Source organism: Lactobacillus sp. B4015 (assembly GCF_026536055.1).
Classification (GTDB): domain Bacteria; phylum Bacillota; class Bacilli; order Lactobacillales; family Lactobacillaceae; genus Lactobacillus; species Lactobacillus panisapium.
Window position 1 is genome coordinate 268,631 of the sequence record NZ_JAFNOY010000003.1, and the last position, 24,829, is coordinate 293,459.

27 protein-coding genes and 2 other annotated features are annotated in these 24,829 nt (G+C 36.6%); of the genes, 5 read left to right on the plus strand and 22 right to left on the minus strand.

Going from position 1 to position 24,829, the window contains the following annotated elements; all coding sequences use genetic code 11:
* Nucleotides 1-63 precede the first annotated feature (63 nt).
* The 6 genes from brnQ to J3U71_RS04585 all read right to left on the minus strand — a co-directional run bounded on the left by brnQ (nucleotide 64) and on the right by J3U71_RS04585 (nucleotide 8,711).
* Nucleotides 64-1,443, minus strand: coding sequence for a branched-chain amino acid transport system II carrier protein (gene brnQ, locus J3U71_RS04560; RefSeq protein ID WP_267392632.1), 1,380 nt, complete (start codon nucleotides 1,441-1,443; stop codon nucleotides 64-66).
* Between the two features lie 137 nt (nucleotides 1,444-1,580).
* Nucleotides 1,581-1,830: a binding site (T-box leader), on the minus strand.
* A gap of 92 nt (nucleotides 1,831-1,922) precedes the next feature.
* Nucleotides 1,923-2,564: a copper homeostasis protein CutC gene (locus tag J3U71_RS04565; protein ID WP_267392631.1), complete on the minus strand. Its 642-nt coding sequence runs from the start codon at nucleotides 2,562-2,564 to the stop codon at nucleotides 1,923-1,925.
* 15 nt (nucleotides 2,565-2,579) lie between these two features.
* Entirely contained in the window at nucleotides 2,580-3,530 is a 951-nt protein-coding gene (locus tag J3U71_RS04570) for a N(4)-(beta-N-acetylglucosaminyl)-L-asparaginase (RefSeq protein ID WP_267392630.1), read from the minus strand.
* A 126-nt stretch (nucleotides 3,531-3,656) separates the two neighbouring features.
* On the minus strand, nucleotides 3,657-5,072 hold the full coding sequence (locus J3U71_RS04575; RefSeq protein ID WP_103751694.1) for a DASS family sodium-coupled anion symporter: 1,416 nt from the start codon (nucleotides 5,070-5,072) through the stop codon (nucleotides 3,657-3,659).
* A gap of 21 nt (nucleotides 5,073-5,093) precedes the next feature.
* Nucleotides 5,094-6,914, minus strand: coding sequence for an FAD-binding protein (locus tag J3U71_RS04580; RefSeq protein ID WP_267392629.1), 1,821 nt, complete (start codon nucleotides 6,912-6,914; stop codon nucleotides 5,094-5,096).
* 12 nt (nucleotides 6,915-6,926) lie between these two features.
* Nucleotides 6,927-8,711: an FAD-binding protein gene (locus tag J3U71_RS04585; RefSeq protein ID WP_267392628.1), complete on the minus strand. Its 1,785-nt coding sequence runs from the start codon at nucleotides 8,709-8,711 to the stop codon at nucleotides 6,927-6,929.
* 211 nt (nucleotides 8,712-8,922) lie between these two features.
* Between J3U71_RS04585 and J3U71_RS04590 the strand changes: the two genes are divergently transcribed.
* Nucleotides 8,923-9,804: a LysR family transcriptional regulator gene (locus J3U71_RS04590; protein WP_220268024.1), complete on the plus strand. Its 882-nt coding sequence runs from the start codon at nucleotides 8,923-8,925 to the stop codon at nucleotides 9,802-9,804.
* Between the two features lie 494 nt (nucleotides 9,805-10,298).
* Here the strand turns inward: J3U71_RS04590 and dhaM are convergent, their stop codons facing one another.
* From dhaM to J3U71_RS04615, 5 genes are all read right to left on the minus strand, one after another.
* Complete coding sequence (gene dhaM, locus J3U71_RS04595; protein WP_267392627.1) at nucleotides 10,299-10,670, minus strand: dihydroxyacetone kinase phosphoryl donor subunit DhaM; 372 nt, start codon at nucleotides 10,668-10,670, stop codon at nucleotides 10,299-10,301.
* Between the two features lie 2 nt (nucleotides 10,671-10,672).
* A complete protein-coding gene (gene dhaL, locus J3U71_RS04600) occupies nucleotides 10,673-11,254 on the minus strand; it encodes a dihydroxyacetone kinase subunit DhaL (protein WP_267392626.1) in 582 nt (193 codons plus the stop codon).
* A gap of 18 nt (nucleotides 11,255-11,272) precedes the next feature.
* Nucleotides 11,273-12,268: a dihydroxyacetone kinase subunit DhaK gene (dhaK, locus tag J3U71_RS04605; protein ID WP_267392625.1), complete on the minus strand. Its 996-nt coding sequence runs from the start codon at nucleotides 12,266-12,268 to the stop codon at nucleotides 11,273-11,275.
* A gap of 111 nt (nucleotides 12,269-12,379) precedes the next feature.
* On the minus strand, nucleotides 12,380-12,862 hold the full coding sequence (locus J3U71_RS04610; RefSeq protein ID WP_220268028.1) for a nitroreductase family protein: 483 nt from the start codon (nucleotides 12,860-12,862) through the stop codon (nucleotides 12,380-12,382).
* Between the two features lie 43 nt (nucleotides 12,863-12,905).
* Nucleotides 12,906-13,655: an SLAP domain-containing protein gene (locus tag J3U71_RS04615; RefSeq protein ID WP_267392624.1), complete on the minus strand. Its 750-nt coding sequence runs from the start codon at nucleotides 13,653-13,655 to the stop codon at nucleotides 12,906-12,908.
* 212 nt (nucleotides 13,656-13,867) lie between these two features.
* On the opposite strand from J3U71_RS04615, the gene J3U71_RS04620 reads away from it, so the two are divergent.
* Both J3U71_RS04620 and J3U71_RS04625 read left to right on the plus strand, forming a co-directional pair.
* Nucleotides 13,868-14,722 carry a glycosyltransferase family 8 protein gene (locus J3U71_RS04620; RefSeq protein ID WP_220268030.1) on the plus strand — a complete coding sequence of 285 codons (855 nt, stop codon included), beginning with the start codon at nucleotides 13,868-13,870 and terminating at the stop codon, nucleotides 14,720-14,722.
* A 155-nt stretch (nucleotides 14,723-14,877) separates the two neighbouring features.
* Nucleotides 14,878-15,159, plus strand: a complete 282-nt coding sequence (locus tag J3U71_RS04625) for an HU family DNA-binding protein (protein ID WP_220268031.1) — start codon at nucleotides 14,878-14,880, stop codon at nucleotides 15,157-15,159.
* 57 nt (nucleotides 15,160-15,216) lie between these two features.
* On the opposite strand, the gene J3U71_RS04630 is transcribed toward J3U71_RS04625, so the two are convergent.
* From J3U71_RS04630 to J3U71_RS04650, 5 genes are all read right to left on the minus strand, one after another.
* Nucleotides 15,217-15,918, minus strand: coding sequence for a methionine ABC transporter permease (locus J3U71_RS04630; protein ID WP_267392623.1), 702 nt, complete (start codon nucleotides 15,916-15,918; stop codon nucleotides 15,217-15,219).
* Nucleotides 15,911-16,972 carry a methionine ABC transporter ATP-binding protein gene (locus J3U71_RS04635; protein WP_267392622.1) on the minus strand — a complete coding sequence of 354 codons (1,062 nt, stop codon included), beginning with the start codon at nucleotides 16,970-16,972 and terminating at the stop codon, nucleotides 15,911-15,913. The genes J3U71_RS04630 and J3U71_RS04635 overlap by 8 nt, the downstream gene beginning before the upstream one ends.
* A 29-nt stretch (nucleotides 16,973-17,001) precedes the next feature.
* Nucleotides 17,002-17,859: a MetQ/NlpA family ABC transporter substrate-binding protein gene (locus J3U71_RS04640; protein ID WP_103751708.1), complete on the minus strand. Its 858-nt coding sequence runs from the start codon at nucleotides 17,857-17,859 to the stop codon at nucleotides 17,002-17,004.
* A gap of 43 nt (nucleotides 17,860-17,902) precedes the next feature.
* Nucleotides 17,903-18,143, minus strand: a binding site (T-box leader).
* Between the two features lie 59 nt (nucleotides 18,144-18,202).
* Nucleotides 18,203-18,394: a hypothetical protein gene (locus J3U71_RS04645; protein WP_127326205.1), complete on the minus strand. Its 192-nt coding sequence runs from the start codon at nucleotides 18,392-18,394 to the stop codon at nucleotides 18,203-18,205.
* Nucleotides 18,336-18,905: a dihydrofolate reductase gene (locus J3U71_RS04650; protein WP_220219729.1), complete on the minus strand. Its 570-nt coding sequence runs from the start codon at nucleotides 18,903-18,905 to the stop codon at nucleotides 18,336-18,338. Before J3U71_RS04650 ends, J3U71_RS04645 begins: the two co-directional genes overlap by 59 nt.
* 194 nt (nucleotides 18,906-19,099) lie before the next feature.
* Between J3U71_RS04650 and J3U71_RS04655 the strand changes: the two genes are divergently transcribed.
* On the plus strand, nucleotides 19,100-19,411 hold the full coding sequence (locus J3U71_RS04655; protein ID WP_416381417.1) for a TipAS antibiotic-recognition domain-containing protein: 312 nt from the start codon (nucleotides 19,100-19,102) through the stop codon (nucleotides 19,409-19,411).
* A gap of 36 nt (nucleotides 19,412-19,447) precedes the next feature.
* Here J3U71_RS04655 and pnuC read toward each other — a convergent pair whose 3' ends face one another.
* From pnuC to J3U71_RS04685, 6 genes are all read right to left on the minus strand, one after another.
* Nucleotides 19,448-20,161 carry a nicotinamide riboside transporter PnuC gene (gene pnuC / locus J3U71_RS04660; protein ID WP_267392621.1) on the minus strand — a complete coding sequence of 238 codons (714 nt, stop codon included), beginning with the start codon at nucleotides 20,159-20,161 and terminating at the stop codon, nucleotides 19,448-19,450.
* Between the two features lie 95 nt (nucleotides 20,162-20,256).
* Nucleotides 20,257-21,411: a cation:proton antiporter gene (locus tag J3U71_RS04665; protein WP_267392620.1), complete on the minus strand. Its 1,155-nt coding sequence runs from the start codon at nucleotides 21,409-21,411 to the stop codon at nucleotides 20,257-20,259.
* A gap of 125 nt (nucleotides 21,412-21,536) precedes the next feature.
* Nucleotides 21,537-21,944 carry a MerR family transcriptional regulator gene (locus J3U71_RS04670; RefSeq protein WP_267392619.1) on the minus strand — a complete coding sequence of 136 codons (408 nt, stop codon included), beginning with the start codon at nucleotides 21,942-21,944 and terminating at the stop codon, nucleotides 21,537-21,539.
* 14 nt (nucleotides 21,945-21,958) lie between these two features.
* The gene (locus J3U71_RS04675) at nucleotides 21,959-22,804 is read right to left on the minus strand and encodes an aldo/keto reductase (protein ID WP_267392618.1); all 846 of its coding nucleotides are present in this window, start codon (nucleotides 22,802-22,804) and stop codon (nucleotides 21,959-21,961) included.
* A 99-nt stretch (nucleotides 22,805-22,903) separates the two neighbouring features.
* Entirely contained in the window at nucleotides 22,904-23,227 is a 324-nt protein-coding gene (locus tag J3U71_RS04680; RefSeq protein ID WP_220219735.1) for an AzlD domain-containing protein, read from the minus strand.
* Nucleotides 23,214-23,921, minus strand: a complete 708-nt coding sequence (locus J3U71_RS04685) for an AzlC family ABC transporter permease (RefSeq protein ID WP_103751715.1) — start codon at nucleotides 23,919-23,921, stop codon at nucleotides 23,214-23,216. Before J3U71_RS04685 ends, J3U71_RS04680 begins: the two co-directional genes overlap by 14 nt.
* Nucleotides 23,922-24,139: 218 nt before the next feature.
* Between J3U71_RS04685 and J3U71_RS04690 the strand changes: the two genes are divergently transcribed.
* Nucleotides 24,140-24,691, plus strand: a complete 552-nt coding sequence (locus J3U71_RS04690) for a helix-turn-helix domain-containing protein (protein WP_220268041.1) — start codon at nucleotides 24,140-24,142, stop codon at nucleotides 24,689-24,691.
* Nucleotides 24,692-24,829 lie beyond the last annotated feature (138 nt).

The window sequence follows — 24,829 nt, forward strand, 5'->3', positions numbered from 1 at the left end:
CTTTGATAAGTGAATGATGTCAAAGAAGAGGCTCAACAATTTAGTAACAGCTAATTAAAAAATTTAAGCCTTTTTGAGCTTAGCATTTTGATATAAATGATGGATAAAGCCGATTACTAAGCCTATAATTGTTGGAATTACCCAGTCCATGCCAATTTTGGCAAAAGGTAGAAAACGAGTTTGAATAGCTTGTAATTGCAAAGCCCAAGATTGCTGGCTTACTACAGGAGGAAAAGAGGCAATCATGTCAAAAATAGCTGGAATGAAAGTTAATCCGACTGCCCAGTAATAAACTATTGCATCATGATTAAATAGTGGACCAGTAATTGACAAGATTATCAGAACAATTGCAATTGGATAAAGAAACATTAACATTGGTGTTGACCATGATATGATTGTGTCAAGCCCAAAATTAGCGGTGATAAAAGAAGCCACTGTCATTATCAATAGCCAAGTATGATAACTAATTTTGTTGAAACTGCGGTGAAAATCTTGCGCAAAGGCTGCTAATAAGCCAACTGCTGTTGTTAAACAGGTCAATGTTACTAAGGTCGCCAGCAACGCATGGCCAAAGTCCCCTAAATAGTAAGTAACAATTTGGTTAAAAGTGGTACCTCCTTCTGGCGCGATTTTAAAATGATTAAGAGTCGTTGCTCCGAGCCAAATTAAGCAAATATAAATAATTCCAATAGCACTTGTTGCCAATACACCAGCCTTAGCAGTCACTTTTGCGTTACTCTTAGCTGAGGTTTTACCAAGCTGCTTAACTGCCGAAACAATCGTATAGCCAAAAGCTAAACCGGCTAATGCATCCATCGTGTTGTAGCCTTGCAAAAAACCATTAAAAAATGGCATGGTTTGATAAGCAGGAGTAACACTTTGCTGTTTAGCAGCCCCCATAGGTGAAATTGCTGCCAATAAAAAAATAAAGAATAACAACACTAAGAATAGTGGGTTTAATATTTTTCCGATACTTTCTAATATTGATGACTGCTTATATGAAATAATAAAAGCTAATATAAAAAAGACAGCAGAGAAAAGTAATAGACTAATTTGAGAGTATTTTTGCGGTAAGATTGGAGCTAGACCAACCGAAAAAGAAATACTCGCTGTTCGCGGTGTTGCAAATAATGGTCCTAAAGTTAAATGAATTAGAACCATAAAAGCAAGTGCAAATTTAGGCCCAAGTGGTAGACCAATATCATAAACACCTTTTGCATGGCTGGCACTAATAGCTAAAACTGCTAATAAAGGTAATAAAACTGCTGTGACCAAAAAGCCAAAGGTTGCCATTCCCCAGTTTGCGCCCGACATTTGACCTAAATGAATGGGAAAAATTAAATTTCCTGCTCCGAAAAAAAGTCCGAATAACAACGAGGCAACAACAAGATATTGCTTCCAGGTTAAGGGCTCTTGATTTAAGTCTTGTTCTAAATTTTCCATAATAAATCTCCTTTAATTTATACTCGCTGATGGTTCCGACATTCTTTGTATCAATATTCCATATGAAAGACCACTTTCTGCGTAATTTTAGAAAGGTAAGCTTAGGTTTTATAACTAAAAAAGCACCCTTGAAATTAATCAAGGGTGCTTTTAACACGGTACCACCTAAATTACTAATAACCTAGTCAAAAAACCAAGTTAATAAGTCACTTCACGTACGGCAATAATGCGATACGCTAACACGATAATGGGTGTTCCCAATATTAGCTACTTTTAATTCACCATATAGCTCAAAGTTACTTTCACTCTGCCATCACGGTTCTTTTTCAGCAACAGAACTCTCTAAAACGCTACGTGCAAAGTTACTTTTCTTTTCATTGCTTTCTTAATATTAATAATATTTTAATCAAGACATTATTTTTTGTCAACGTCAAATCTAAAAAATAAGATTAATCAGCTCATTCTGCCTATCATAATCGTTATGGCAACACAATTTTTGTTCCATGCAATTGAGTAACTCTTAGTTCACCAGCAACCAAAGGTGCATTACTAGTATTAATTCCACCGCCAGGTAAAATTTCAATTTGGTTATTCGCCCAAGCAATAATCTTTTTCAAATGATCAAAGTTGGCTTCTACCGGCTCTTCTAAATTTCCTCCGTGCGTCAAGATACGTTTAACACCCATACTAATCAATGATGTTACTACATTTTTTTGCTCAGATTCTGTTATATGATCAAACGCCATATGCATTACAACGTCAAGTCCTAGTGCTGTAGCTAGCGAAACTAACTCTTCCATTTGGACCTTATTAAGCAAATGTTGCTTAGTCAAGCAGCCAAATGTCACTGCATCTGCTCCTAACAAGCCCGCAATTTGGATATCATTTTTCATCATATCCAGTTCGGTACTATCGTAAACAAAATTGCCACCCCTGGGCCTAATCATAACAACGACTGGAACCTGAAAACCATGAGCATAGTCAACCGTTTTTTTGATTACACCAAATGAAGGCGTTGTTCCCCCAGCCTGTAAATTATTATTTAATTCAATTCTACCGGCTCCTGCAGCAATATTCTTAGGGACAGACACAAAATTTTCAACGCATGCTTCTTTAATCACGATTGTTTTTCTTTCTTAATCTAATGAAATATGAGTTTCAGCCTCAAATTTTTCGAGCCATTTTTGTGTAAATGGAAAAATATGGGTTTTGTTGTCCTCCGGCTCAGCTACAAAAATTGTTGGCGTTTGATTAGTGCCAGCTACACAAAAAGCAAATTGAACGTTAGTAGCTACGCCAAAATTACCGTTTTGATCCAAAGCAATAAGTGATATCGCTCCTACGCTACCATACTTTTCCTTTAGCTTATTAATAAAGGGGTAAAGTGACTCATCACAAGCCTGTTGCGGACTTTTTCCCTCACCCATTTTATTAACAATTTCATAGGACAAGCATCCCTTCATAATATCTTCGCCAAGACCTGTCGCAGCTGCTCCACCAATAGAACTATCGACATAAAAGCCTGCTCCCGATAAAGGTGAGTCACCTATTCGCCCATTTTCTTTCATAAATAATCCGGAAGTTGATGTTGCCGCAACCATCGAACCTTTTTGATCAAGCGTAACCGCACCAACCGTATCATGCCCATCATAAGGGACTAAGTTTTCCTGCTTTTTAGCTTGAATTCTATCTTCCCACTGAGTTTTTGCTTTTTTAGTTAGCATATTTGTCATGGTAAAACCATTTTGCATGGCAAACTTAGTAGCACCTTGACCAACTAAAAAGCTATTCGTTTTGCGTTCACTTAATTTTCGTGCAACAGATACTGCATTTTTGACATTTTCAATTGCGGCTACCGATCCTTGAGCAAAAGTGTCACCATCCATGTAACCTGCATCCATCTGCACCACGCCCTCTTCATTGGGTAGACCGCCGTAACCAACAGAGTGGTAATCGGGAAAAGATTCTACATCATTAATTAGTTGTTCAACTGCATCACCGGCAGATTGATGCTCTTGTAATAATTTACTGGCCTTTTTAAGTCCCTTAAAGGACATTCTCCAAGTCGAAATTGCTGCCCAAGTCATGTTTTTACCTTCTTTTTATTAATTTAGATAATTTTAATCTTAAACTATGTATAGAAGAGTTACAACTATTGGTAACAACAAAAAAAGATTCTAACCTAATATAAAAGGCTGAGAATCTTTTTGTAATTACCACATTCCAATTACTTTTGTCCAAACAAGTCCGCCGCCAAGCCAGATTACGTTCAAGACAACGCCAATGATGGCACTGAGTTTCCACCAATCTTTATTGGAAACATAACCAGTTGAAGATAATAAAGCGGCTGGACCCGCAGAGTAGCTCGAAGTTGACAGGTATAGTGAACCATCTAATGCAAGCATTAAAGCGGCCATGACTGGCGGTACTCCAGCACCAATTGCTATTGATAAAAAGCCAGCATATAGAGCTGAAATTTGAGTTGATACACTTGGGAATAAATAATGTAGGTAAAAGTAAGCCAAATATAAAATTACTAATACTAAAACCCAATTCATTCCGTGCAGTGCACTTCCCAGAGTCTTTGAAAACCATGGGAAAAAGCCAAGCGTCATTAGTTTTTGCGACATCAACATGATGATTGACAACCAAGTTAAGATATTCCAAGCAAAGCTTTGTCCAAGAATATCTTTAACATTGATAACACCACAAATAAGTAAAAGAGCCACGGCGATAAAACTAACTTGGGTAGCATCAATTCCAAATTCTGGTCCAACTAACCATAAAATAACTGACAGTAAGAAAACGATTCCCATAATCTTTTCGGCAGCCGTCATTTTGCCAAGTTTTTTCAATTTATCGTCTGCCCAATCATGAGCATTAGGAGTTTCCTTAATCTTCGGTGGGTAAATTTTATATAAAATAAAAGGAACGACTAATAATGAAATCAAACCAGGAACAATCGCTGCTAAAAACCATTGCATCCATGAAATTGAAATATTTTGTGTTTTTGCTATTCCAAGAGCTACCATGTTACCAGCTAAGCCGGTTAAAAACATAGTTGAAGTGACAATATTAACTTCGTACTCATTAAAAACCAGGAAAGAACCCATGTCCCGTTCTGTTCCCTTTTTAGGATCAGAACCCATTTCTTTTGATAAGTTATCAATAATCGGGTACATAATGCCATTAACACGCGCGTTGTTACTTGGAATACCAATTGCCAAAACAGTCTCAACTAAGGATAATGCGTAAGCTAAGCCTAAAGTTCTTTTACCAAAAGTTTTAACAAAGAAATAAGCAATTCTCTTACCTAATCCAGATTTGATAAAGCCTGCTGCCATAAACATGCACATTGCAACCATCCAGGCCGTCGAATTACCGAATCCCGCCGTAACTTCGTCCATTTTGAAGATACCGGTTAAGGTGGCAATTACGACAGCAATAATAGTTGTAGCCATCATTGGTAACGGCTTAGTCACACAAGCAACGATGGTTGCAATAAAAATCGCGAACAAGTGCCAAGCTGTGACATTGATTGCTGTTGGTCTAATCGGTGTGACTAGCCAAAGAATAAGGCCAATCCCCACTGGCAAGAGCCATTTTTTCCATTCAAATTTATCTAACATTTTTGTTTTCTCCTTAGAAAATTATTCGTTCGCCTTTTTAATAGCTGAACTAACAGCCTCTTTTAAAGCATGGGTTGTTGTGGAAGCACCTGAAATGGCATCAACAGCTGTTGTGTTTTGTTCCACCATTTCTTGTGGCAGACGAGCGATCGCAACAGCCCCAATACCTTCAGTCTCATGATTTTCCAAAACTTCAATGTTCTTAATTGTTTGATCTTCATAAGTTACTCGGACCAGAATTCTGCCCCCAATGCCTGCTTCAGAAGAACCAAGATATTGATTCTTTTGCAAAACGATTTGGCTTTCGTTGTTGCCATCGAGTAGGTCATTTATGTTCGGGAGAGTGCTTACATTTGCAGCTTTTGTCGTTAAACTTGGTAACTGTGCAACTTTTTCGCCAGCAATTTTACCAAAAATCAAACACTCTGCTAAATTGCCACCGCCTTGGTAACGATTGGTACACATGCCACCAAGTTCACCAGCACTATACAAACGTCTAATCACTTTACCGTCATTATTTAGAACTTGAGCAAATTCGTTATGTTGAGGTCCTCCTTGAGTATTTAAAACTGCTGGAGCTAATTTGACGGCATAAAAAGCACCATTGTCGTTGAATTGAACCATTGTTTCTGGGGCCCGATTAAATTCAAGATCTTGGCCTTTTTGCACAAATTGATTAAATCTAGCAATTGTATTTACCAGATTTTTACCAGGAACTTTAATTTTGGTAGCCAAAGCTTCAACTGTATCAGCCTTAACGACCTTGGCAAAAAAGTCTTGGTACTTCAATCTTCCTTCTTCTTTTTCCTGCAGAAACTTTTGGTACTGGTTATGATCAAAGACAAGCCATGCGTTATCGTATGCATGCGGCAAAAGATAATCACCGTGTTGGTAAATATGACCATGCCTAAATTTGGCATCCTCACGCATGAACCGTGTCCCATCATCGGCAACCGCAATAATGGAACCCTCCTTAACATTTTTCCAGCCACTAATTTGTCTTCCGCGAACGTTGTCTTTTTCGGCAATTACGTAACTAGGTACTATGCCAAGAGACTCGTAATTACCCATATGCCACATCTTAGCACCAACTTCTGCAGCCATTGTAATGCCATCGCCTTGATTATATAAGGTACCCAATGGGGTCAACTTGCTAACATGCAGATAGTCTTGCTGCATCTGAGCATTATTTTCAAAACCACCAGTTGCCAGCACCACACCCTTTTTTGCGCGAATATAATAGTGCTTGTGATTACGAGAAATTACTGCTCCAACAATTTCATCATTTTCAGGGTCCTGCAAAAGATGCTCGGCCTTTGACTTCAGCCAGACATTAATTTGCGAACTACGTGAGAGAACTTCTTGGCGAAGTATTTTCCATAAACCAGCATCAAAATCCTGATTATGCACCAAGGCAAAGTCAAAGGTTTCAGAACCATTATATTCGGGATACTCGCACAAATTCTTTTTATTAGCCAAATGATCACCTGGCTGATAGTCTTTTGACCAAATAAACGGATCAATCCCCAGATACTTTTTAAAGTAACTCGGCATTTGAACAAAGCCATCCAAATAAGCATTTAAAGTTGGCTTATCAACATTGAATGGTGCGGCTAATTGCTGATAATAACTAGTTATTTTTTCTTTATTATGTGCCATTGCCACATGCTGAGCTGAATAGCGGGTATTACCGCCTTCGTGGCCATAAGGGGCAGCGTCTATAATTAGCACCCGACAGCCTTTATCTGCAGCAAAACGAGCAGCTGTTGCTCCAGCCCCACCAAAGCCTAAAACTAAAACATCATATTCTCCATCCCACTTAGTTTGTGCATCAATTTTCATTTTTCTTCTTCTTTACTGCTTCTTAGCATTTTTGATTGCTTCATTAACTGCTTCCTTGAAGGCAGCACTTGTAGTGCTGGCGCCACTGACTGCATCAACATCTGTTGTCTGTGCGGAGAGCATCTTTTTGGTCAAGACCGGTATTGCTTTGCCTCCTAAAGATGGTGTTTCTTTTTCCTGCAAAGTTTCGATTTTAGCAATTTTATTATCATCTAGCGTTACGCGAACAACGATTGGAGCATCGTTAATTCCGTTTTCACTAATACCAATGCCTTGATTTGCATCAGCTTCGTAATCAGCTGAAGTGGCGTGCGCATCCGACTTAAGGTCCGGATTTTCCGAAGCATTTGTAACAACATCTACTTCTGCCATTTTTCTTTTTGGCCAAGCTGCATTTTCGCCAGCAATCTTACCGGAAATTAACAAGTCTGCGATACTGTTTGCGCCAATGTATTTTGTTGCAAAGATGTCGCCAAGTTCTCCTGCTTCATATAAGTGCGGAATAACGTTATTTTCCATATCAAGTACCTCGCACTTTTCATTTCTGCGAGCGCCACCATGAGTATGTAAAATATTATGTCTAATCGCAATGGCATAATAAGGCCCTTTGCCAAAAGCACGCATTGTTTCAATTTTGCGGTTTAACACCATATCCCGTTTTGTTTCTGTTACTTGAAAATTAAAGTCAGCAACTGCTTCAGCTAATTTTGGAGCACTAATTTTTTCGGCTAACTCTTCGATCGAATCGGCTTTATCTGCATATGAAATTAACTGCTTAATTTGCTCTGCCTTGTCTGAAGAATCATTTGCTAGTTGATCATATTGTTTTTGATCCATGACAATGTGAGGATGATTTTGATTTGGCAACATAATCCAATTACCATGGTTATACTTATAACCGTGGCGATCTTCTTCATCTTCACGGTAATAACGCGTTCCGTCATCCCCAGCAACAAAAATACTGCCGTTAAATAGGCTTTGCCAATTGATCATGTAAGCAAACTTCTCTCTTGGCTTGCCCTCATTTAATGAAAAGCCATGGGAATCATAATTAGACATATGCCATAGCCGAGCACCAGCTTCGACAGCTAAATCAATTCCCTTACCCTTATTGTATAAAGTACCAATTGGTGCTAATGACCCTTGGCCGAGAAAAGTCTGTACCATATCCTGATTATTTTCGAAACCGCCACAAGACAATACGACACCATTTTTGGCTGCGACATTTTGCACGATGCCATGGCGTTTAATCTGTACGCCAAGAATTGTTTTTGAAGCAGGATCCTGAATAAGATATTCCGCCGGACTTGAAAACCAGACGTCAATTTGATCTAAACGTTCGTATACTTTCTTACGAAGTAATTTCCAAAAGCCACCATTGTACATGCCAGCCGTCATTGTTTGCGAGCGCATAGTAACCGCATGATCATATTCGGGATATTCACCTTGTGGCCTTCTACCAGTATATTGGGCATCAATTCCAAAATATTTTTGTGAATATTCCTTCATTTGTAAAACATTATTTACAAAAGTATCTAAAGCTTTTGGATCGTATTTAAACGGATAGTAAGTTTGTTTATAATAATCACGCAAATCATCGAAATTATCGCTCCAGGCAAAGGCCCCACCGGCATAGCGGGTATTACCACCTTCTTGACCTTCTGGCGCAGAATCAATCAATAAAACTTTTGCCTTTTGATCAGCGGCAAATCTCGCCGCACCTGCACCAGCTCCACCGAAGCCAATCACGATTACATCATAGATTGCGTCCCACTTAAGAGTTGAATCGTAGATCATTATCTTACCTTCTCTTTCCTAAAAGATTACTTATACTTAATGAAATATATCCTTTAAGAAAAATTAAGTCCAATTTATTTTTTAAAAATTTTAATTATAAAAGATTATTCAAAAGTATTGTCAAGTAAGGAAAAATTGCAATTTTTTCTCAAGTTTAATATAATCAAAAAAGATAAGATTATAAAAGTTTTTAATTAATTAGGAGATAAATATGAACGAAAAAGATCTTCTATACTTCTGTAAATTAGTAGAAACAGGTAATTATACAGCAACAGCTGAATTATTTGACGTAACCCAGCCGACCATTTCAATGGCAATTAAACGGCTGGCAGATAAATTCAACGATCCACTTATTTTGCAAAAAAATAGAAAGAGCAAAATTACTTTGACAAATGCTGGAGAGCTACTTTATCAAAAAGCTAAAATTTTGTTACAAGACATTGCCAGTATTAATTATGATGTTAAGCATGCTAGTGATAAAAAAATAAGATTAGCTTTTTCGGGTGAAGCAGGCAACTCATTTATTGCCGATATAATTATGCAATTTTACCAGGCAGGCTTAACTGACCTCATTGACACTAATATTGAAAGATCAACTGATGCATTCTCTGATCTAACAAATGGTGAAGTTGATGTTGCGATTTATTCATGGATGGTCCCGATTAACGATCCTGAATATTTTGTTCATAACCTTAAAAAAACAGAATTGGTTATTATTACAGGTTTAAATGATCCCTGGAAAGAAGTTAGCGAAGTTAACGCCTCTGATTTACGTAATCGGAAATTTATAGCTCGTTCACAAGGTTATTTAACAAGAGAATGCTTAGAAGAAGTTGGAAAACTGGGTAACTTTTCACCTGATATAATTTATACTGCTCAAACAATGCAAACTATGATTGACTTAGTAAAAAGGAATATTGGTATTGCCCTAGCAATGGAAAGTAGCCTTAAAGACGAAACTGGTATTCATGTGATTCATTTAAAGCCAGGGCAAAAATTATATGCTTATATGCAAATTGCTATGCGCAAAAGCTTTGTTCCTAATAAATACCAAAAAAAAGGTATCGAAATATTACGGCACTTTAAGCCATAAGTACAAGAACTTTAAAAGTTAGAAAAACTCATGACTACTACAGATCATTTTCTGATTTTAGTAGTCATGAGTTTTTTAAAGCTAAAATATTAACTATTGTTATTTTTAATTTTCATATCCATAAGCAGAATCCAACTACAAGCTAAAAAATTCTTGTTAATTACTGATAATAAAAACATTTCGATTTAATGTTTCAAATAGCGTTTAATAGAGCTCTAGTTGCCTAGAAATTGATAAGCGGACAAAAGAAATATAAGATCAGCTATAATTCATTTCAATTCTAAATTGTTTGAGCTAACCATAGCGAAGAAGCTATAAAAACAAAATAAAAATATCTAAGAATCTTTTAATCTACTGCAATAAAAAAACATTATTCATTTGTTTTACTTACTGTGATAATGTGCTACATCATAATTCTATGAAAATTTTTCAGAAACAAATTATTTTCAGAATATATTTTTTATGTCCAATATTGCACTATTCATGCTCTTGCTTTACTCCTTAACAACTAAAGGCTGTAATTGTTTTTCTATTTCATTAAGTGGGACATTAGCTTGAAGTAAACTAGCGGCAGTATAAGCCCCTTCAATAAGTGCAGTGTTATATAAATGAACTTTTTTGTCTGAAAACTCTACGGCCATGTCTAGGTTCATTTTGGCACTGCCTAGATCATAAAAAGCTAAGATTTCATCTGCCTGATTTTCGTTAAAAGCCTTAATAATTTTATCCATACTGGTGCCAATATCATTGTCATTGGTACCGCCAGCAAGAGTGAACGGCACATCTTTAGCCACCTGCTTAATAAGCTTTTCAATGCCAATAGCTATTTCTGGCACATGGGAAACAATGGTTATTCCAAAAGTCATAATTATCCTTCCGTTTCAAGTAATGCTGCGAATAAGTAGCCACTTGATTGTGAACCTGGGTCAACATGTCCTTTAGAACGCTCGCCCAAATATGATGCTCGACCTTTTTTGGCAATCATTGGAGCGGTACTTTTAACTGCAGCAGTAATTCTAGACTCGGTTAACTGGCCTTCTTTAACTTTTGGTACTAGTTGTGCCCAGACGTCAACCATAGTTTTATCCCCTGGCTGTGCACCACCGCGTTTTTCAATCCCATTTAACGCAGCTTCTAATAATTCGCCTAAATCTGTTGTAGTAGCACTTTTTTTAGCCATTTCCAAGAAAGCTGTTCCATATAAAGGACCAGACGCGCCACCAACTGTTGAAATCAGGGTCATTGCAATCTCCTTTAGAGCCTCTGATTCTGAAGCTGGAGGAGTAGTAGAAAGTTTTTTAACTACCGCTTGCATACCCCGATCCATATTAAAGCCGTGGTCACTATCTCCAATTGGCGTGTCAAGATCACTTAAAAGTTGCTTATTTTCAGCTATTTTGGCAGCAAACTTTGTCATCCACTCAATTGTTTGATTGACAGTTAATTCCATTTAATTATTCTCCTTAATTTACCAAGCAATAGTTTCAACCGGATTATTTAAATACTCGAGCCATTTGTTATCCTGAATTTCTAGCATAGTAAGTGAAATTCCGGCCATGTCCAAAGAGGTCATATAATTACCAACCTTGGTAAACACAGGCTTAAGGCCACTCTCATTCAGCTTGTTGAATAAGTCATTAGTAAAAATGTATTGCTCCATCAGCGGAGTAGCACCCATGCCATTTACCAGCACAGCATACTTTTTAGCAGGGTCTAATTTTAGTTCGTTATCAAGTTTTCCTAGCAATTCCTTTACTAATTCATTAGCAGGTTTAATCTTTTCAACCCGATAGCCTGGTTCTGAATGAATTCCAACCCCATACTCAATTTCATCATCTTTTAACGTAAAACCTGGTTTACCCGTTTCTGGATTGGTAGCAGCAGAAAGAGCCACAGCAATTGTTTTAATATTTGGCAAAACTTGCTTGGCCAGTTCTTCAATTTCTGCTAGACTGGCCCCATTTTGAGCAGCTGCACCTAAAATTTTGTGCATCAAAATTGTTCCCGCAACACCGCGGCGACCCTGCGTATAGGTGCTATTTTCAACCGCAATATCGTCATCGACAACAATAGATTTAACTTTGATATCTTCCATTTCCGCCATATCCATTGCCATTTCAAAGTTCATAACATCGCCCGAATAATTTTTAATGACCAGAAAAACACCTTGTCCATGGTCAGTCGCTTTAATTGCGGCATAAATCTGATCTGGTGTAGGCGATGTAAATACTTGTCCGCATACAGCTGCACTTAGCATTCCTTTTCCGACAAAGCCAGCATGGGTCGGCTCATGACCTGATCCACCTCCACTAACTAAACCTACTTTGCCCGTCATTGATGCCTCATTCGCACGCACCAATGCATCAGTTTGCGGTATTCGCCGAATATATTGTGGATATGCCTTGCTCATCCCGCTAACCATTTCGTCAACGACATCGTTAGGATTATCAATAATCTTTTTCATTACCAAAAGCCTCCTTTTTAGTTAAATCAGTTATAGATTAATTATAGCAATAAGCGCTTTCATAGACTATTGCTGAAAACAAAAAAACGAAGATTGCTCTTCGTTTTCGCTTTATTTAATTAATACTTGATATCGTTTAGATCGATCATCATCCGGATGTTCAGCCGCATGACCACAGGCGACAATGACACTTACCTCGTATTCACCAGAAATACCTAAGTCTGCTAGCAATTTGTCATCAGTATTGAGAATTCTTGCCGCATTCATTAAATAAACTGAACCTAAATTTAAATCTGCTGCTTCAACCATAATATTTTCAGCCGCCACGGAAGCATCGCGTTCACCAAACATACTATTTTTCTTTACGTTAATAACAAACAGCAATGGTGCGTCATAACAAGCACTCTTGGTTAAAGTTTCAATCCGATCAAGAAGTGAACTATCTTTCACAACAGTCATCCGCATATCTTTAGTTTGGTGCATTCCACATGGAGCCGACTGAAAAGCCGCAATCAACTTAGTTAAATCTTCTTGATCAACGTTTTCATTAGTATATTTTCTAATTGCTACTCTTTTAAAAACAGAATCAGACATTAGCTGCATCTCCTATTTAAAATAGTGACCTGAATCGATTGAATTATTGAGCTAAAACTTTACCACTTTTATGATCTAAATTTGCCCATCTAATGAAGTATGTATCAGTAATTTGAACGTACTTTTTACCATGGATCTTCTTAGTATTAATTACCATCACGGTCTTACCCTTTTTAACATATACGTTAGCTTTGCGAATACCTTTGCTATTATATACGTATGACTTCTTTTTTACCTTATATTGAGCTGCCTTAAACAATTTAACGTTTCTAACGCTAATGTATTGATTCTTCTTATTATTAAAAGCAATTAAAGACTTGCCTTTCGGATTTGCAAGACCGGAAACAAGAATTATAGTGCCCTTCTTTAACTTAGAATTTTTCACACGTTTACCATTTTTATCGTAAACATATGAATTCCTTGTTAATTTAGCATACTTACCCATTAATGATAAGGCTTTAGAAGAATCTGCAGAATTTTTACTTGGCTTCTTAGAAGTATCATTACCTGTTGCTGGCTTAGTTTGATTCCCAGTTGTTGGGGTTTTTGAAGCATCCTGGTTATCAGCCGGCTTAGTTTGATCCCCAGTTGTTGGCGTTTTAGTCGTATCTTGACCAGTTGTAGGCTTAGTTTGATCCCCAGTCGTTGTGGTCGAAGTTGAAGTACCAGTACTAGTAGTAGCTGATTGGCTTGTGCTATTACTTGTTTCTGCTGCCAATACTGGCGCTGCAGCACTTAAACTAAGTGATAACGAAGCAGCACCCACTAAACCTAAAATTGTTTTTTTGTTCATATTTACACCTCATTAAAATATCTATTTGTTTCTATTTTACTACTTTATGCCAAATTTTTCCTGTTATAAATCAGATGGTATGTTTATTTCTTTGTTAAAAGTCAAAAAAACTTTTAGTTTAAACTTATTTAGTAATATCTTATAAGGAATTAAAACCGGTTTTGCTTTATACTATTTAGAGAAACAATAATTTTTAATTGAGGAAGGCTGACATGAAGCAGAAAAAAAGCGATATAATTGAAATTTTAGTTACAATTGACCAAAACTACATTAAGCCTCTTGAAGTAATGATGTATTCAATGAAACTTAATAATATGGAGCAAGATTTTTGCATTTGGTTAATTCATGATAACATTGAGGATTCTGCTCTACGTGACCTAACGAAATTTGGTAAGCAAATTGGCATGCAGGTCAAAACTGTGGCAATGAATAATAATATTACATTTCCTGATTCACTTTTAAACCTGCATGATTACCCTAAAGAAATGTATTTCAGATTATTATCAGGTAAAGTTTTACCGGCTAATTTGCATAGAATACTCTACCTTGATCCTGATATTTTAGTAATTAATTCACTTAAACAGCTTTGGGACTTGGATTTAGCTGGCAACATGTTTGCTGCTGCTGTTCACGAGGGTTTAACCGATATTATGAGCTCAATCAACAACATTCGCCTAGGTACAACAACCGGCTACTTTAATTCAGGCATCATGTTAATGGATCTTGACCAAATGCGAAAAAAGGTCAAAATAGAAGATATCACGGCAGCAATTGAAAAAAATCACGATACTCTTATTCTACCGGATCAGGATATTCTCAATTATCTCTATGGTGAAAACATCCTAAAAATACCTGAAACACTTTGGAATTATGATGCTCGCGCATATTCAGTTTACTTAGCTAGAAGTACCGGCGATTGTAATATAGAATGGGTAATGGAAAATACCTCGATTTTACATTTTTGCGGGAAACCTAAACCTTGGCAAAAAGAAAAGCATTCAAGATTTAAAGCTCTTTATCTCAACTATCAGCAAATGACTAATCGCATCTTAAAAAGACAAAAATAAATATGATATTTAGCCTTTTTCTGTTGATGAAGCTACGAACTGTGCTAAAATATAAAAAGTTGCGAAATATCAAGCGACACAAAGCATTATGTAATTCGTGTATAGTTTAATCACAAATTAGTCCTGCTTAAATTTTTTAGAAAAGAGAAGAAAATATGGCTTCAATTAATAAATCTGAACTTACCAAAGAAGTTTCAGCAAAAACTGGTTTTAAACAAAAAGATGCGGAAAAAGTTATCGATTCACTAGTCGAATCAATCAAGGACAACTTAGCTAAAGGCGAAAAGGTTCAAATTATCGGTTTCGGCTCATTCGAAGTTCGTGATCGTGCTGAAAGAAAAGGTAGAAACCCACAAACTGGTAAAACCTTGACCATTCCCGCAACTAAAGTGCCAGCTTTCAAACCAGGCAAAGCTTTAAAAGACGCGGTTAAATAGTTTAATTATAAGTTAAAAACAACAGACAAATTTGCCTGTTGTTTTTTTTGTTTTATTTTACCTATTTTGGTGGTTTAATTTATTAGCCAAAAAATCACCGGTAACTTGCACAATAAAGATTAGGATAATGACCAAAACTGTGGCTACAAAGGTCACATCGTTATCAAAACGCTGATACCCATAAGAAATGGCCGTATTACCCAAGCCACCAGAGCCGATAGCACCAGCCATTGCAGTTAAGCCGATTAAACTAATAATTGTTACCGTCGATACTCGGGCCAATTCTGAACGAGCTTCGTTTAAATAGACATTAAAAATGATATCCCAGGTTGTTGCCCCCAAACTTTGCGCTGCTTCAATTTTTCCGTGATCAACACTTTCTAAAGCCACCTGAACTTGACGAGCATAGAAGGGAAAAACTCCAAGTGATAACGGAACCAGTGCAGCATTCATACCGATCTGCGTTCCGACTATTAATTGGGTAAACGGAGCAATGAAGGCTAACAAAATGATAAACGGAATTGCCCGAAAAATTGAAACAATTTTATCACAAATATTAAACCAAAACTTATTTTGTCTGATTCCACCCTCTTTGGTTAAAACTAGAATTACCCCGAAGAGGATACCTAAAATGCCACCAAAGATTGCTGACCAAAAAGTCATAAATAAAGTTTGAAAAATACTCGTTCCCCAGCCAGTATCGCCGCCCCAGCCTAAGTTCACGACATTTGGAAAAATTTTACTAAACCAACTAATCATACAAATTCCCCTTTTCATTCAACCTAGTTACTGCTACTCCTTCTTCGGTTAAAAAGGCAACTGTCTGCTTCTGCTTATCGTTATCACCCTTGACCAAAACTAAAAGCGTACCGATTGGTTCATCGTCTAGTAACTCAACATTCCCGTATAGCATGCTAGTTTCGACTCCGATCTGGCGGTAAAGGTCAATAATAATTGATTTGGTTACGTTAGCTAAACTATAAATAAGTTGGTAAATTGCTTCATGATCATTTAGCTTAGTTAAATTTAGCGACTCTAATGTGTTAATTACTTTTAGTGAGCCGCCTACAAAGCTCTTTGTTAAGCTGTTTTTCGGATGCAAGACTACATCACGCAGCGTACCGTTTTCAATGATTTTTCCTTGCTGCATTAAAGCAACTTTGTCACAAATCTTTTTAACCGCGCTCATCTCATGTGTAATCAAGACAATTGTAAGGTTGAGTTCTTCTTTTAATTTTTTTAGGAGGGTTAAAATCTGTTGGGTATTTTGCGGGTCAAGTGCACTAGTAGCTTCATCCGAAATGAGAATATCTGGTTCATTGGCTAAAGCACGTGCAATTGCAACCCTTTGCTGCTGCCCACCGGATAATTGAACCGGGTAAAAATCTGCCTTTTCCTTTAAATCAACTAATTCTAACAGTTTCAGGGATTTTTCCTCTATTTCCTTATCTTTTAAGCCAGAATGCTTTAAAGCAAAAGCAACATTTTCAACTACAGTTATTTCGTTAAGCAAGTTAAAGCTTTGAAAAATCATTCCGATTTTTCTACGCTCCAATTGCAGATTCTTGTTAGAAATAACCTGCTTACCGTCTTTGACAAAATCTGTGCCATTAACTTTAATGTTCCCAGCCGTTGGTTTTTGTAATAAATTAATTGTTCTAACTAAGGTTGACTTACCTGCCCCAGAAAAGCCAACAATACCGTAAATATCACCTTTTTCAACGGTTAGGCTGACATCATGGACTGCATGCACTATTTTTCTTTTTTTATCAGCGAAATCAACGTTGACATGTTGCAACTCAATAATACCCATTAAATTTTCTCCATTCACTTAAAAACTAACTAAAACTTGATGTCCCAAGCAGTTTTTTGCATGTCACCGTAATATTTCTTGTCTAAGCGCTTAGTTTCTTCCGTCTGGTAGGCCTTCACAACGGCGAGGTAATCTTTATTCTTCTCCTCACCCTTACGAGCACAAATGATGTTAACCCATTTTAATGAATCCTTGTTAACCGGCTCAACAAAGATTGTTTGTTTCTTACCTAAACCAGCGGGACGAGCAAAGTCATTATTAACAACTGCGGCATCAACTGAGTCAATTACCCGACCACATTGATCAGCATTTATTTCTTTAATTTTTAGGTTTTTAGGATTTTTCACAACGTCAGCAACAGTAGCTAATTCCTTGCCTTTACGCAGTTCGATTAAACCGGCATTTTTTAAAACAAAAAGTGCACGGGATTCGTTGCTGGCATCATTTGGAACTGCAATTGTAGCACCTTTTGGTAAGTCGCTCAGTTTGTGATATTTCTTGGAATATAATCTGATCGGATTAATTTCTGTGCGGCCAATTGCCACTACGCCGCCCTTATTCGCTTTATTCCACGCTTTCAAAAAGGCATAGTGCTGAAAGGCATTTAAGTCAATATCACCATTTTTAACGGCTTTGTTTGGCTGGTTGTAATCGGTAAAGTTCTTCACTTTAACCGTTACACCATATTTCTTTTTTGCAGTAGCCGCAACATGATTCCAAATATCTTCCTTTGGCTTAGTTTCACTAACTATTCCCACAGTAACAACATGGTTGCCACCTTTTTGGCTATTATTAGGTTTAGGACCAAAGCTAAACCACCCAATCACAATCACAACTAAAGCGACGATTACGCCGATAACAATATTTCTTGTCTTCTTCTTCGACATTACAGAACCTCCAAAGTTCAACAAAAAAGCACTCATCCCTAAAAATAAGGACGAGTGCTTCGCGATACCACCTTTAATTTGTTTATTACTCACGTAATAAACCTCAATAGCTATCTATCAATAGCTTGCATAAATAACGGATGCAACTCCGCCGAAAGCTAAATATCACTAACGGTCATCATTTCAAGCCCATGTTCATTATTCCTTGTCTGCTAACTCTCACCAAAATGTTAGCTCTCTTTATCAACTTGGCAAATAACTACTCTGCTTTTCAAGATGTATTAATTATTTAATTGTTTATTAATTTAGCACCTAGTTTTAGTTCTGTCAACCACGTTTAAAATTATTTTTGCTGATGCTTGTGAAAATTCTGATATTGATCCCAATTATCACGCGCTACCACAAAGGTAATGATGGCCATGCCAATTACTTGCCACCATAAGTTAGGATTGATCATTTCAGCTTGAATAATACTATTAACAAGGATCAGGATACTGATCACTAAAACGATTACGCTTATGATCATCTTCTTCATTTCGTTTCTCCTTTCTAGCATAAGTTAAAAATTCATATGAATATTTATTTTGATCATCAGGTAAATGAGTCTCTTTTTTTATTAACTCAAATTGCGAATAGTCAATGGTCGGCATAATCGTGTCACCAGCAAAAACAGCTTTTATTTCCGTTTTTTCTAAATAATCTACTTGCTTTTTCAATGCTTGGAAAACCGATGTACCCCCGATAACAAAAATCTTTTCATCTTGATGTGACTTAAGCCAATGCTTTAATTTATTTAACGAAGATAATATGACAACTTGGTTATTGTGATCAAATTTGTGTGCCACTTCGCAACTACTTGATAAAACAATATGTTGTCTATTAGGCAGCAGTCTAGGTAAGCTAGCAAAAGTTTTACGGCCCATAACAATTGGATGGCCAACTGTTAACTTTTTAAAATGTTCCAAATCCTTAGGTAAATACCAAGGTAAATGCCCATCTAGACCAATTTGATGTTTCTCATCCTCAGCCCACACAAAAATAATCATTAATGCACCTCTAGTTTTATTATACAGCTTTATTCTCGTTATTTATATCTTTTACCTTTAACTCGACCAATTAACATAAAACAGCAAAAAATTAGCTAGGCGACTGCTTGTCAAAACCCTAAATTTATTTTTCCTGATTTAGCAGTATGCTATAGTAAAATAGTAAAAAGTATACAAGCATGAGGAGAAATGAAATGACTAAAAGTGCTGCAGATTTTTCAGATAAAAATTTTAACCGAATGAAAACAATTGAAGCGGATTTAGTCCGCAATTTACAAGAAGTTGTTAAAGACCCTAGCACAGAAAGTAAATTGAGTGATGCCATTTTCACAGATCATCAAAATTGGCTAAAAGTCATCATGCCAAACTACTCAACTGAAATTCATTTAGGAATTGTTAACGGCTATGAAAGTGATGAACGCTACCAATCATATTACGATGACAAGGCTGGTAAAGGTGCTACTAAAATACTAATCAAAATTGTCAAAGATCATTTGACAAAGTAAAAGGTGAAATCCCCCATAAAGAGGATCTCACCTTTTTTAGTGAAACCAACTAGTGTGCTTGTCAGTAAAAGCTAGCAGGTCATTACTTAAATATAGAATATACGTGAAAAATAACGTTAAATTTGCGTCACCCTGAAAAGCAGTAACACCCCACAGAATGATCGCAAAGATTCCTTGAATTGACCAAAAGTAGTATTGCTCCCGAAAACGAAACGTGCAAAGGACTGAGCCAGTGATGCCAATTGCACCGGCGATTGCATCAATCCATGGCCTTGGACTAATAAAGATTTTTGTGTCCATTAAGTAAAGCAGACCCGTTACCACAATAAAAAAGCAAATTGTATAAATCCACTTAGATAAATTAAGCCCCCTAATATGTTTTTCTGCATCTTTTGTCCAAGCCGGTAAAAATAGCACAGGTATATCTAACAGAAAAATATAGGCTGCCTGCAAAACAACATTGGCATAATTTTTAGCATATATCGAAACGATTATATAAATAATTGATGATAATAAGCCTAACACCCCGTTAATTGGTCTTGCATTAGTAATAGCCAATGTACACGTGAAGCCCATAATAGCTGCAATCATTGTCACAAATGCAATTAAATCAACTGGTGAAGAAATTGTCGTACCAATAATGACGCCAATTCCTAGCATTAAAAGCATATAAGTTTTAAAGCTCCAACCACGCATTTGACTTACATACCATTTAAGACTAAATAAATTATTATTAGGTTGAAATTTCATTAATACCGCCCTATCCATCTTTTTATTTGTGTGCAAACACGAAATCTATCATAGCATTTAATTCGCAAATCCAAAATTATTCTGACTTGAACAACTTATTGCTCATCCGTAAAAGCTAGCTTTAATAAAAATGGGGCGATCAAAGTTGTTAAGATAATGACTCCCACCACTAATGAATAAGTAGTAGAAGTTAAAAAGTGCTTTTGCCTGCTAATCTGGGCAACAATCAAGGCCATTTCACCACGCGAAACCATTCCTGACCCAATTTGAATTGAACTCAAAAAGGAAAAACCAGATAGTTTAGCACCAATACCAGCACCACCCCATTTAGATAAAATTGCACCAATTAAAAGTAGTACAAATAACCCAATATTTTGCCAGATTCCAGTTAACGTCATCTCAAGTCCAATACTGATGAAAAAAAGCGGAATAAAAAAGCCATAGCCAATGGTCGTAAAATTTTCTTGCAGTTTCGCTTTTTCATTTAACTGGCTAAAAGCAAGTCCGACAAAAAAGGCACCAATCACATCGCTTAAGCCAACAACTTCCGCACCAAAAGATGCTACTAAAATCATAACTAATAACAAAAGGACGTTAGCTGCCGGCACAGTATTCTTAGTCCACAATTTAACCAACCTTGGTGCTAGCCAAAAACTACCAATGATTAGTACTAATAAATAGCCTATCTGACAAAATATGTGCCATGCTAATTTATATTTTGCTGTAGTTACTGACCTTTGCGTGTTAAACAAACTGCTTGCGACGCTTAACAACAAGATTGATAGTATGTCATCAACTACAGCCGCGCCGAGAATGGTCATCCCTTCCTTACTTCTAAGACAACCTAATTCCTGTAAAACCGCCACAGAAATTGAGACTGATGTCGCCGCAAAAATTAATCCCAAATAAAGACAATCAATTGGCGCAAAAGCAAATAATAATCCTGTTAAATAAGCAACAATTATTGGAACAATCATCCCCATCAGTGCCACGAGCAAACTGGGATACCAAAGCTTTTTTAAAATAGTCAAATCACTTTCAAGGCCAGCTAAAAACATCAGCAAGATAACGCCAATTTCCGCTAAATTTTTAATTAGTGAAGTTGGTCTGACCCAATTTAAAAATGCCGGACCAAGGATGACACCTGCAATTAATTGGCCAATCACAGCAGGCAGCTTACTCCTTACGCTAATTTGCCCACCGATTAGGGCGAATAATAAGATTAAAATTACTAGTTTTATTTGTTCCATTTTTCCTTCAACTTTCACACAAAAAAGACTTCCAAGAAATTACCTAGGCAACCCAAACCTAGGAACAATTCTTGAAAGTCTTGAACTCCAACCGAAATATTTTTAATTATTATAACGAAGGAAACTTAATTTTGTAAACCCTTTTTTGCTTTTCCTTCATAAGCCAATTTTTCATTTTCATAAGTAAGCAGCTGATCATCAAAATGTGTGACTTTAAAATCAAGGTAATCAATCGCTTTTTGTAAGTTCATTGCTTGCCTTTTTAGTTCTTTCAGCTGAGACAAAAGTAGTTTTTTACGCTCTTTAGGTGGTTGCTTTTGCTGATATTTAGCCACAAATTCTTGCAGTCTTTTAACCGAAACACCAGCTTGACGTAAAGCTTTAATGTAAAAAATCCAATTTTGATCATATTCGCTATATTCGCGATAGCCGTTATTGTCCCGCCTAACTGGTGGTATTAAACCGCATTTCTCCCAATAGCGTAGTGTATCCTTTGATAAATTAAACTGGGAGCTAACTTCATTAATATTCAAAAAATCTCCTCACATCAGCGAATCATATTATAAATACTTTCAACCGCAGACGGATTGCGATGATCAAAAAATTGGCTTTGTCGTTTATCTAACCTGTTGAACTTGGTCATTTCTTGGTCAGTTAAAGTAAAATCAAAAATATTACTATTTTCCACAATTCGCTCACGATGAACAGATTTTGGAATAACAACTATTTTTCTCTGAATTAGCCATCTTAAAATCACCTGTCCTACCGATTTATGGTTACTCAATCCAATTTCTTGTAGAAGTGGGTTACTAAAAATCTGGTTTTTCCCCTCAGCAAATGGTGCCCAAGCTTCTGGCTGAATTGCTTTGTCTTGCAAGAATTTAACAGCATCTTGTTGTTGCATCCAAGGATTAATCTCAATTTGATTAACGGCTGGTCGTACGCGATTATACAAAGCCAAATCCCAAATTCGATCGGGTTCAAAATTCGATACACCAATTGCACGAATCATCCCAGATTCATATGCTTCTTCCATTGCACGCCAAGTGCCGTAAACATCACCATAAGGTTGATGAATTAAGTATAAATCCAGATAATCTAACTGCAACTTTTTTAATGATTCATTGATTGCTCTTTTAGTGGCTTCATATCCTGTGTCCTGGACCCATAATTTAGTAGTAACAAAAATATCTGATCTTGTTATTCCGCTCTTCTTAATTGCTCGTCCTACTGCTTCTTCGTTTCCATATGAGCTAGCTGTGTCAATTAGCCTGTAACCTGCATCCAATGCTGTCAAGACAGCCTTTTCTGCTTCCTTATTGTCAGTAATTTGGAAAACACCAAAGCCTAAAAGCGGCATTTCAATTCCATTGTTTAATTTAACTGTCTCCATGCGTATTCCTCAATCAACTATGTTTAATAATTTTGCAGTTATTATAAACCTTGGAGTGCAGACCAATGCAAGAGGAGTAAAAAGTATTCCTAATGTGGCTCAGATTAAACGTAATAAGGCCAACGAAATTACGCCCACCAAAACGATTACCAGTAACGATTTACTAATTAAGGCAACAATAAAGGTGGGTAGTGATGCCAAAACATAATCCACATTAACTTTGGGAAGATGTCCTAGACTTGGCGTAAATAAACTACTAAACCAAAGAGATGCCATAATTACAATTGGGACGAATGATAGAAATTCAACTATTATTTTAGGTAAAGTAAATTTTTTTAATAAAACAAATGGCAAAATTCGCGATAGCCAAGTGGCAATTCCGCAGCCAATAATTGTTAACATTGTGTAGTTAGAAAAAGACATGTTTCACTACCATCCCCAATATGCACCCTAAAATTGTCACCACAAGAATAACTAACTGTTCAGGTAAAATAATCATGCATAAGTAAGTTAAAGCCATTGTTATCAAGACTACTGTCACCTGTAAAGCTTGTTTCATTTTTTTATCACTGATTATCTGTAGGTACAATAAACCAATAAACATTGCTACAATGGCAAAATCTAAGCCCAATCTTTGCGGATTGGTAATTAAGCCCCCAAGAAATGCACCAATAGCAGTTGCAATTACCCAAGTCAAATACGAAATAGTATTAGTCGTATTCTGCCAGGTAAAAGTCAGCCGATCGCCTGTATAGTTTAATTTGTTCACCCCAAGTGCAAAACTTTCATCAGTCAGCAAGGTGCCGATGGCTATTCCCTTACCTACACTATCTTTTTTAAAATATGGTGCCAATGTAGTGCTCATTAAAATCATTCTGGAATTAATCAGAAAGGTCGCTAGGATGATTGACAAAATCGGGCTCCCTGCCGCAAGCATACTTACTGTAGTAAACTGGGCGGATCCGGCATAAATAATAATTGACATTAAGCAAACTGTTAAGATTGAAAATCCACTCGCGCGGCCAATGATGCCAAAAGCAGCAGCAATTCCTAAATAGCCAAATACTGTTGGTATTGTTTCAACAAATGCGGCATGTCTTGATAAAGAGTTATCCATCTACTCATCTACCTTTCCCTTTTTCTTAAAAACTATTTGCATAAAATAGTGTAAACTAGGTTTAACTAGCAAAAATTATTTGAACTTAAGCAAAGGCAAGTTTAATTTGCTACAATGCTCTTTCGTTCGATATATAATAAATATGTTCAATATATTAGATTTAACAAAGTTTACGACGAACTTTAGATAAAGTCAATTACTTTTTAAGGAGAAGCTAATTGGAAATTAATCAGATTATTGCCCACAACGTTAAGTTTTACCGGCTTAAAGCCGGACTAAATATTAGTCAGCTAGCGGAAGCTGCGGGTATTAGTAAAAGTATGCTCTCACAAATAGAAGGTGGAACAACTAATCCGACAATCAACACAATCTGGAAGATTTGTGCTGGACTTAATATTCCCTATACCCTTCTTTTAGAAGATTCTGACCTTAATAAACCAACAATTATTCAAAAAAGTAAAATTCTGCAGCAACATTCCGCCGATGGTCATTACCGGATTTTTAATTATTTTCCCCAATCAATTCATCGCCGCTTTGAGCTTTTTCAAATGGAGCTAGATCCACATTCACAATATAAATCTGTAGGGCATTCGTCAAATTCCGAGGAATATGTAATGGTAATAGCCGGAACATTATGGATTACAGTCAATAATCAGAAAAATCTGTTGAAAAAAGATGACACCATCTTCTTTAATCCAACCAATCCCCATATCTACTTCAATGAAACCAATGTAATCGCAAAGGCCGTTATTATTAATAATTATTACTAATTTATTTACAAATCTTGTTTTAAGAACTATCTAAAAGAAAAATCACTTCTGATTGAAGTTAACCCCCGGAATTGGACAAAGATTCCAATTCGGGGGTTTTCTTATGTCTAAATATATACTAAAAACAAAATTAGAAGC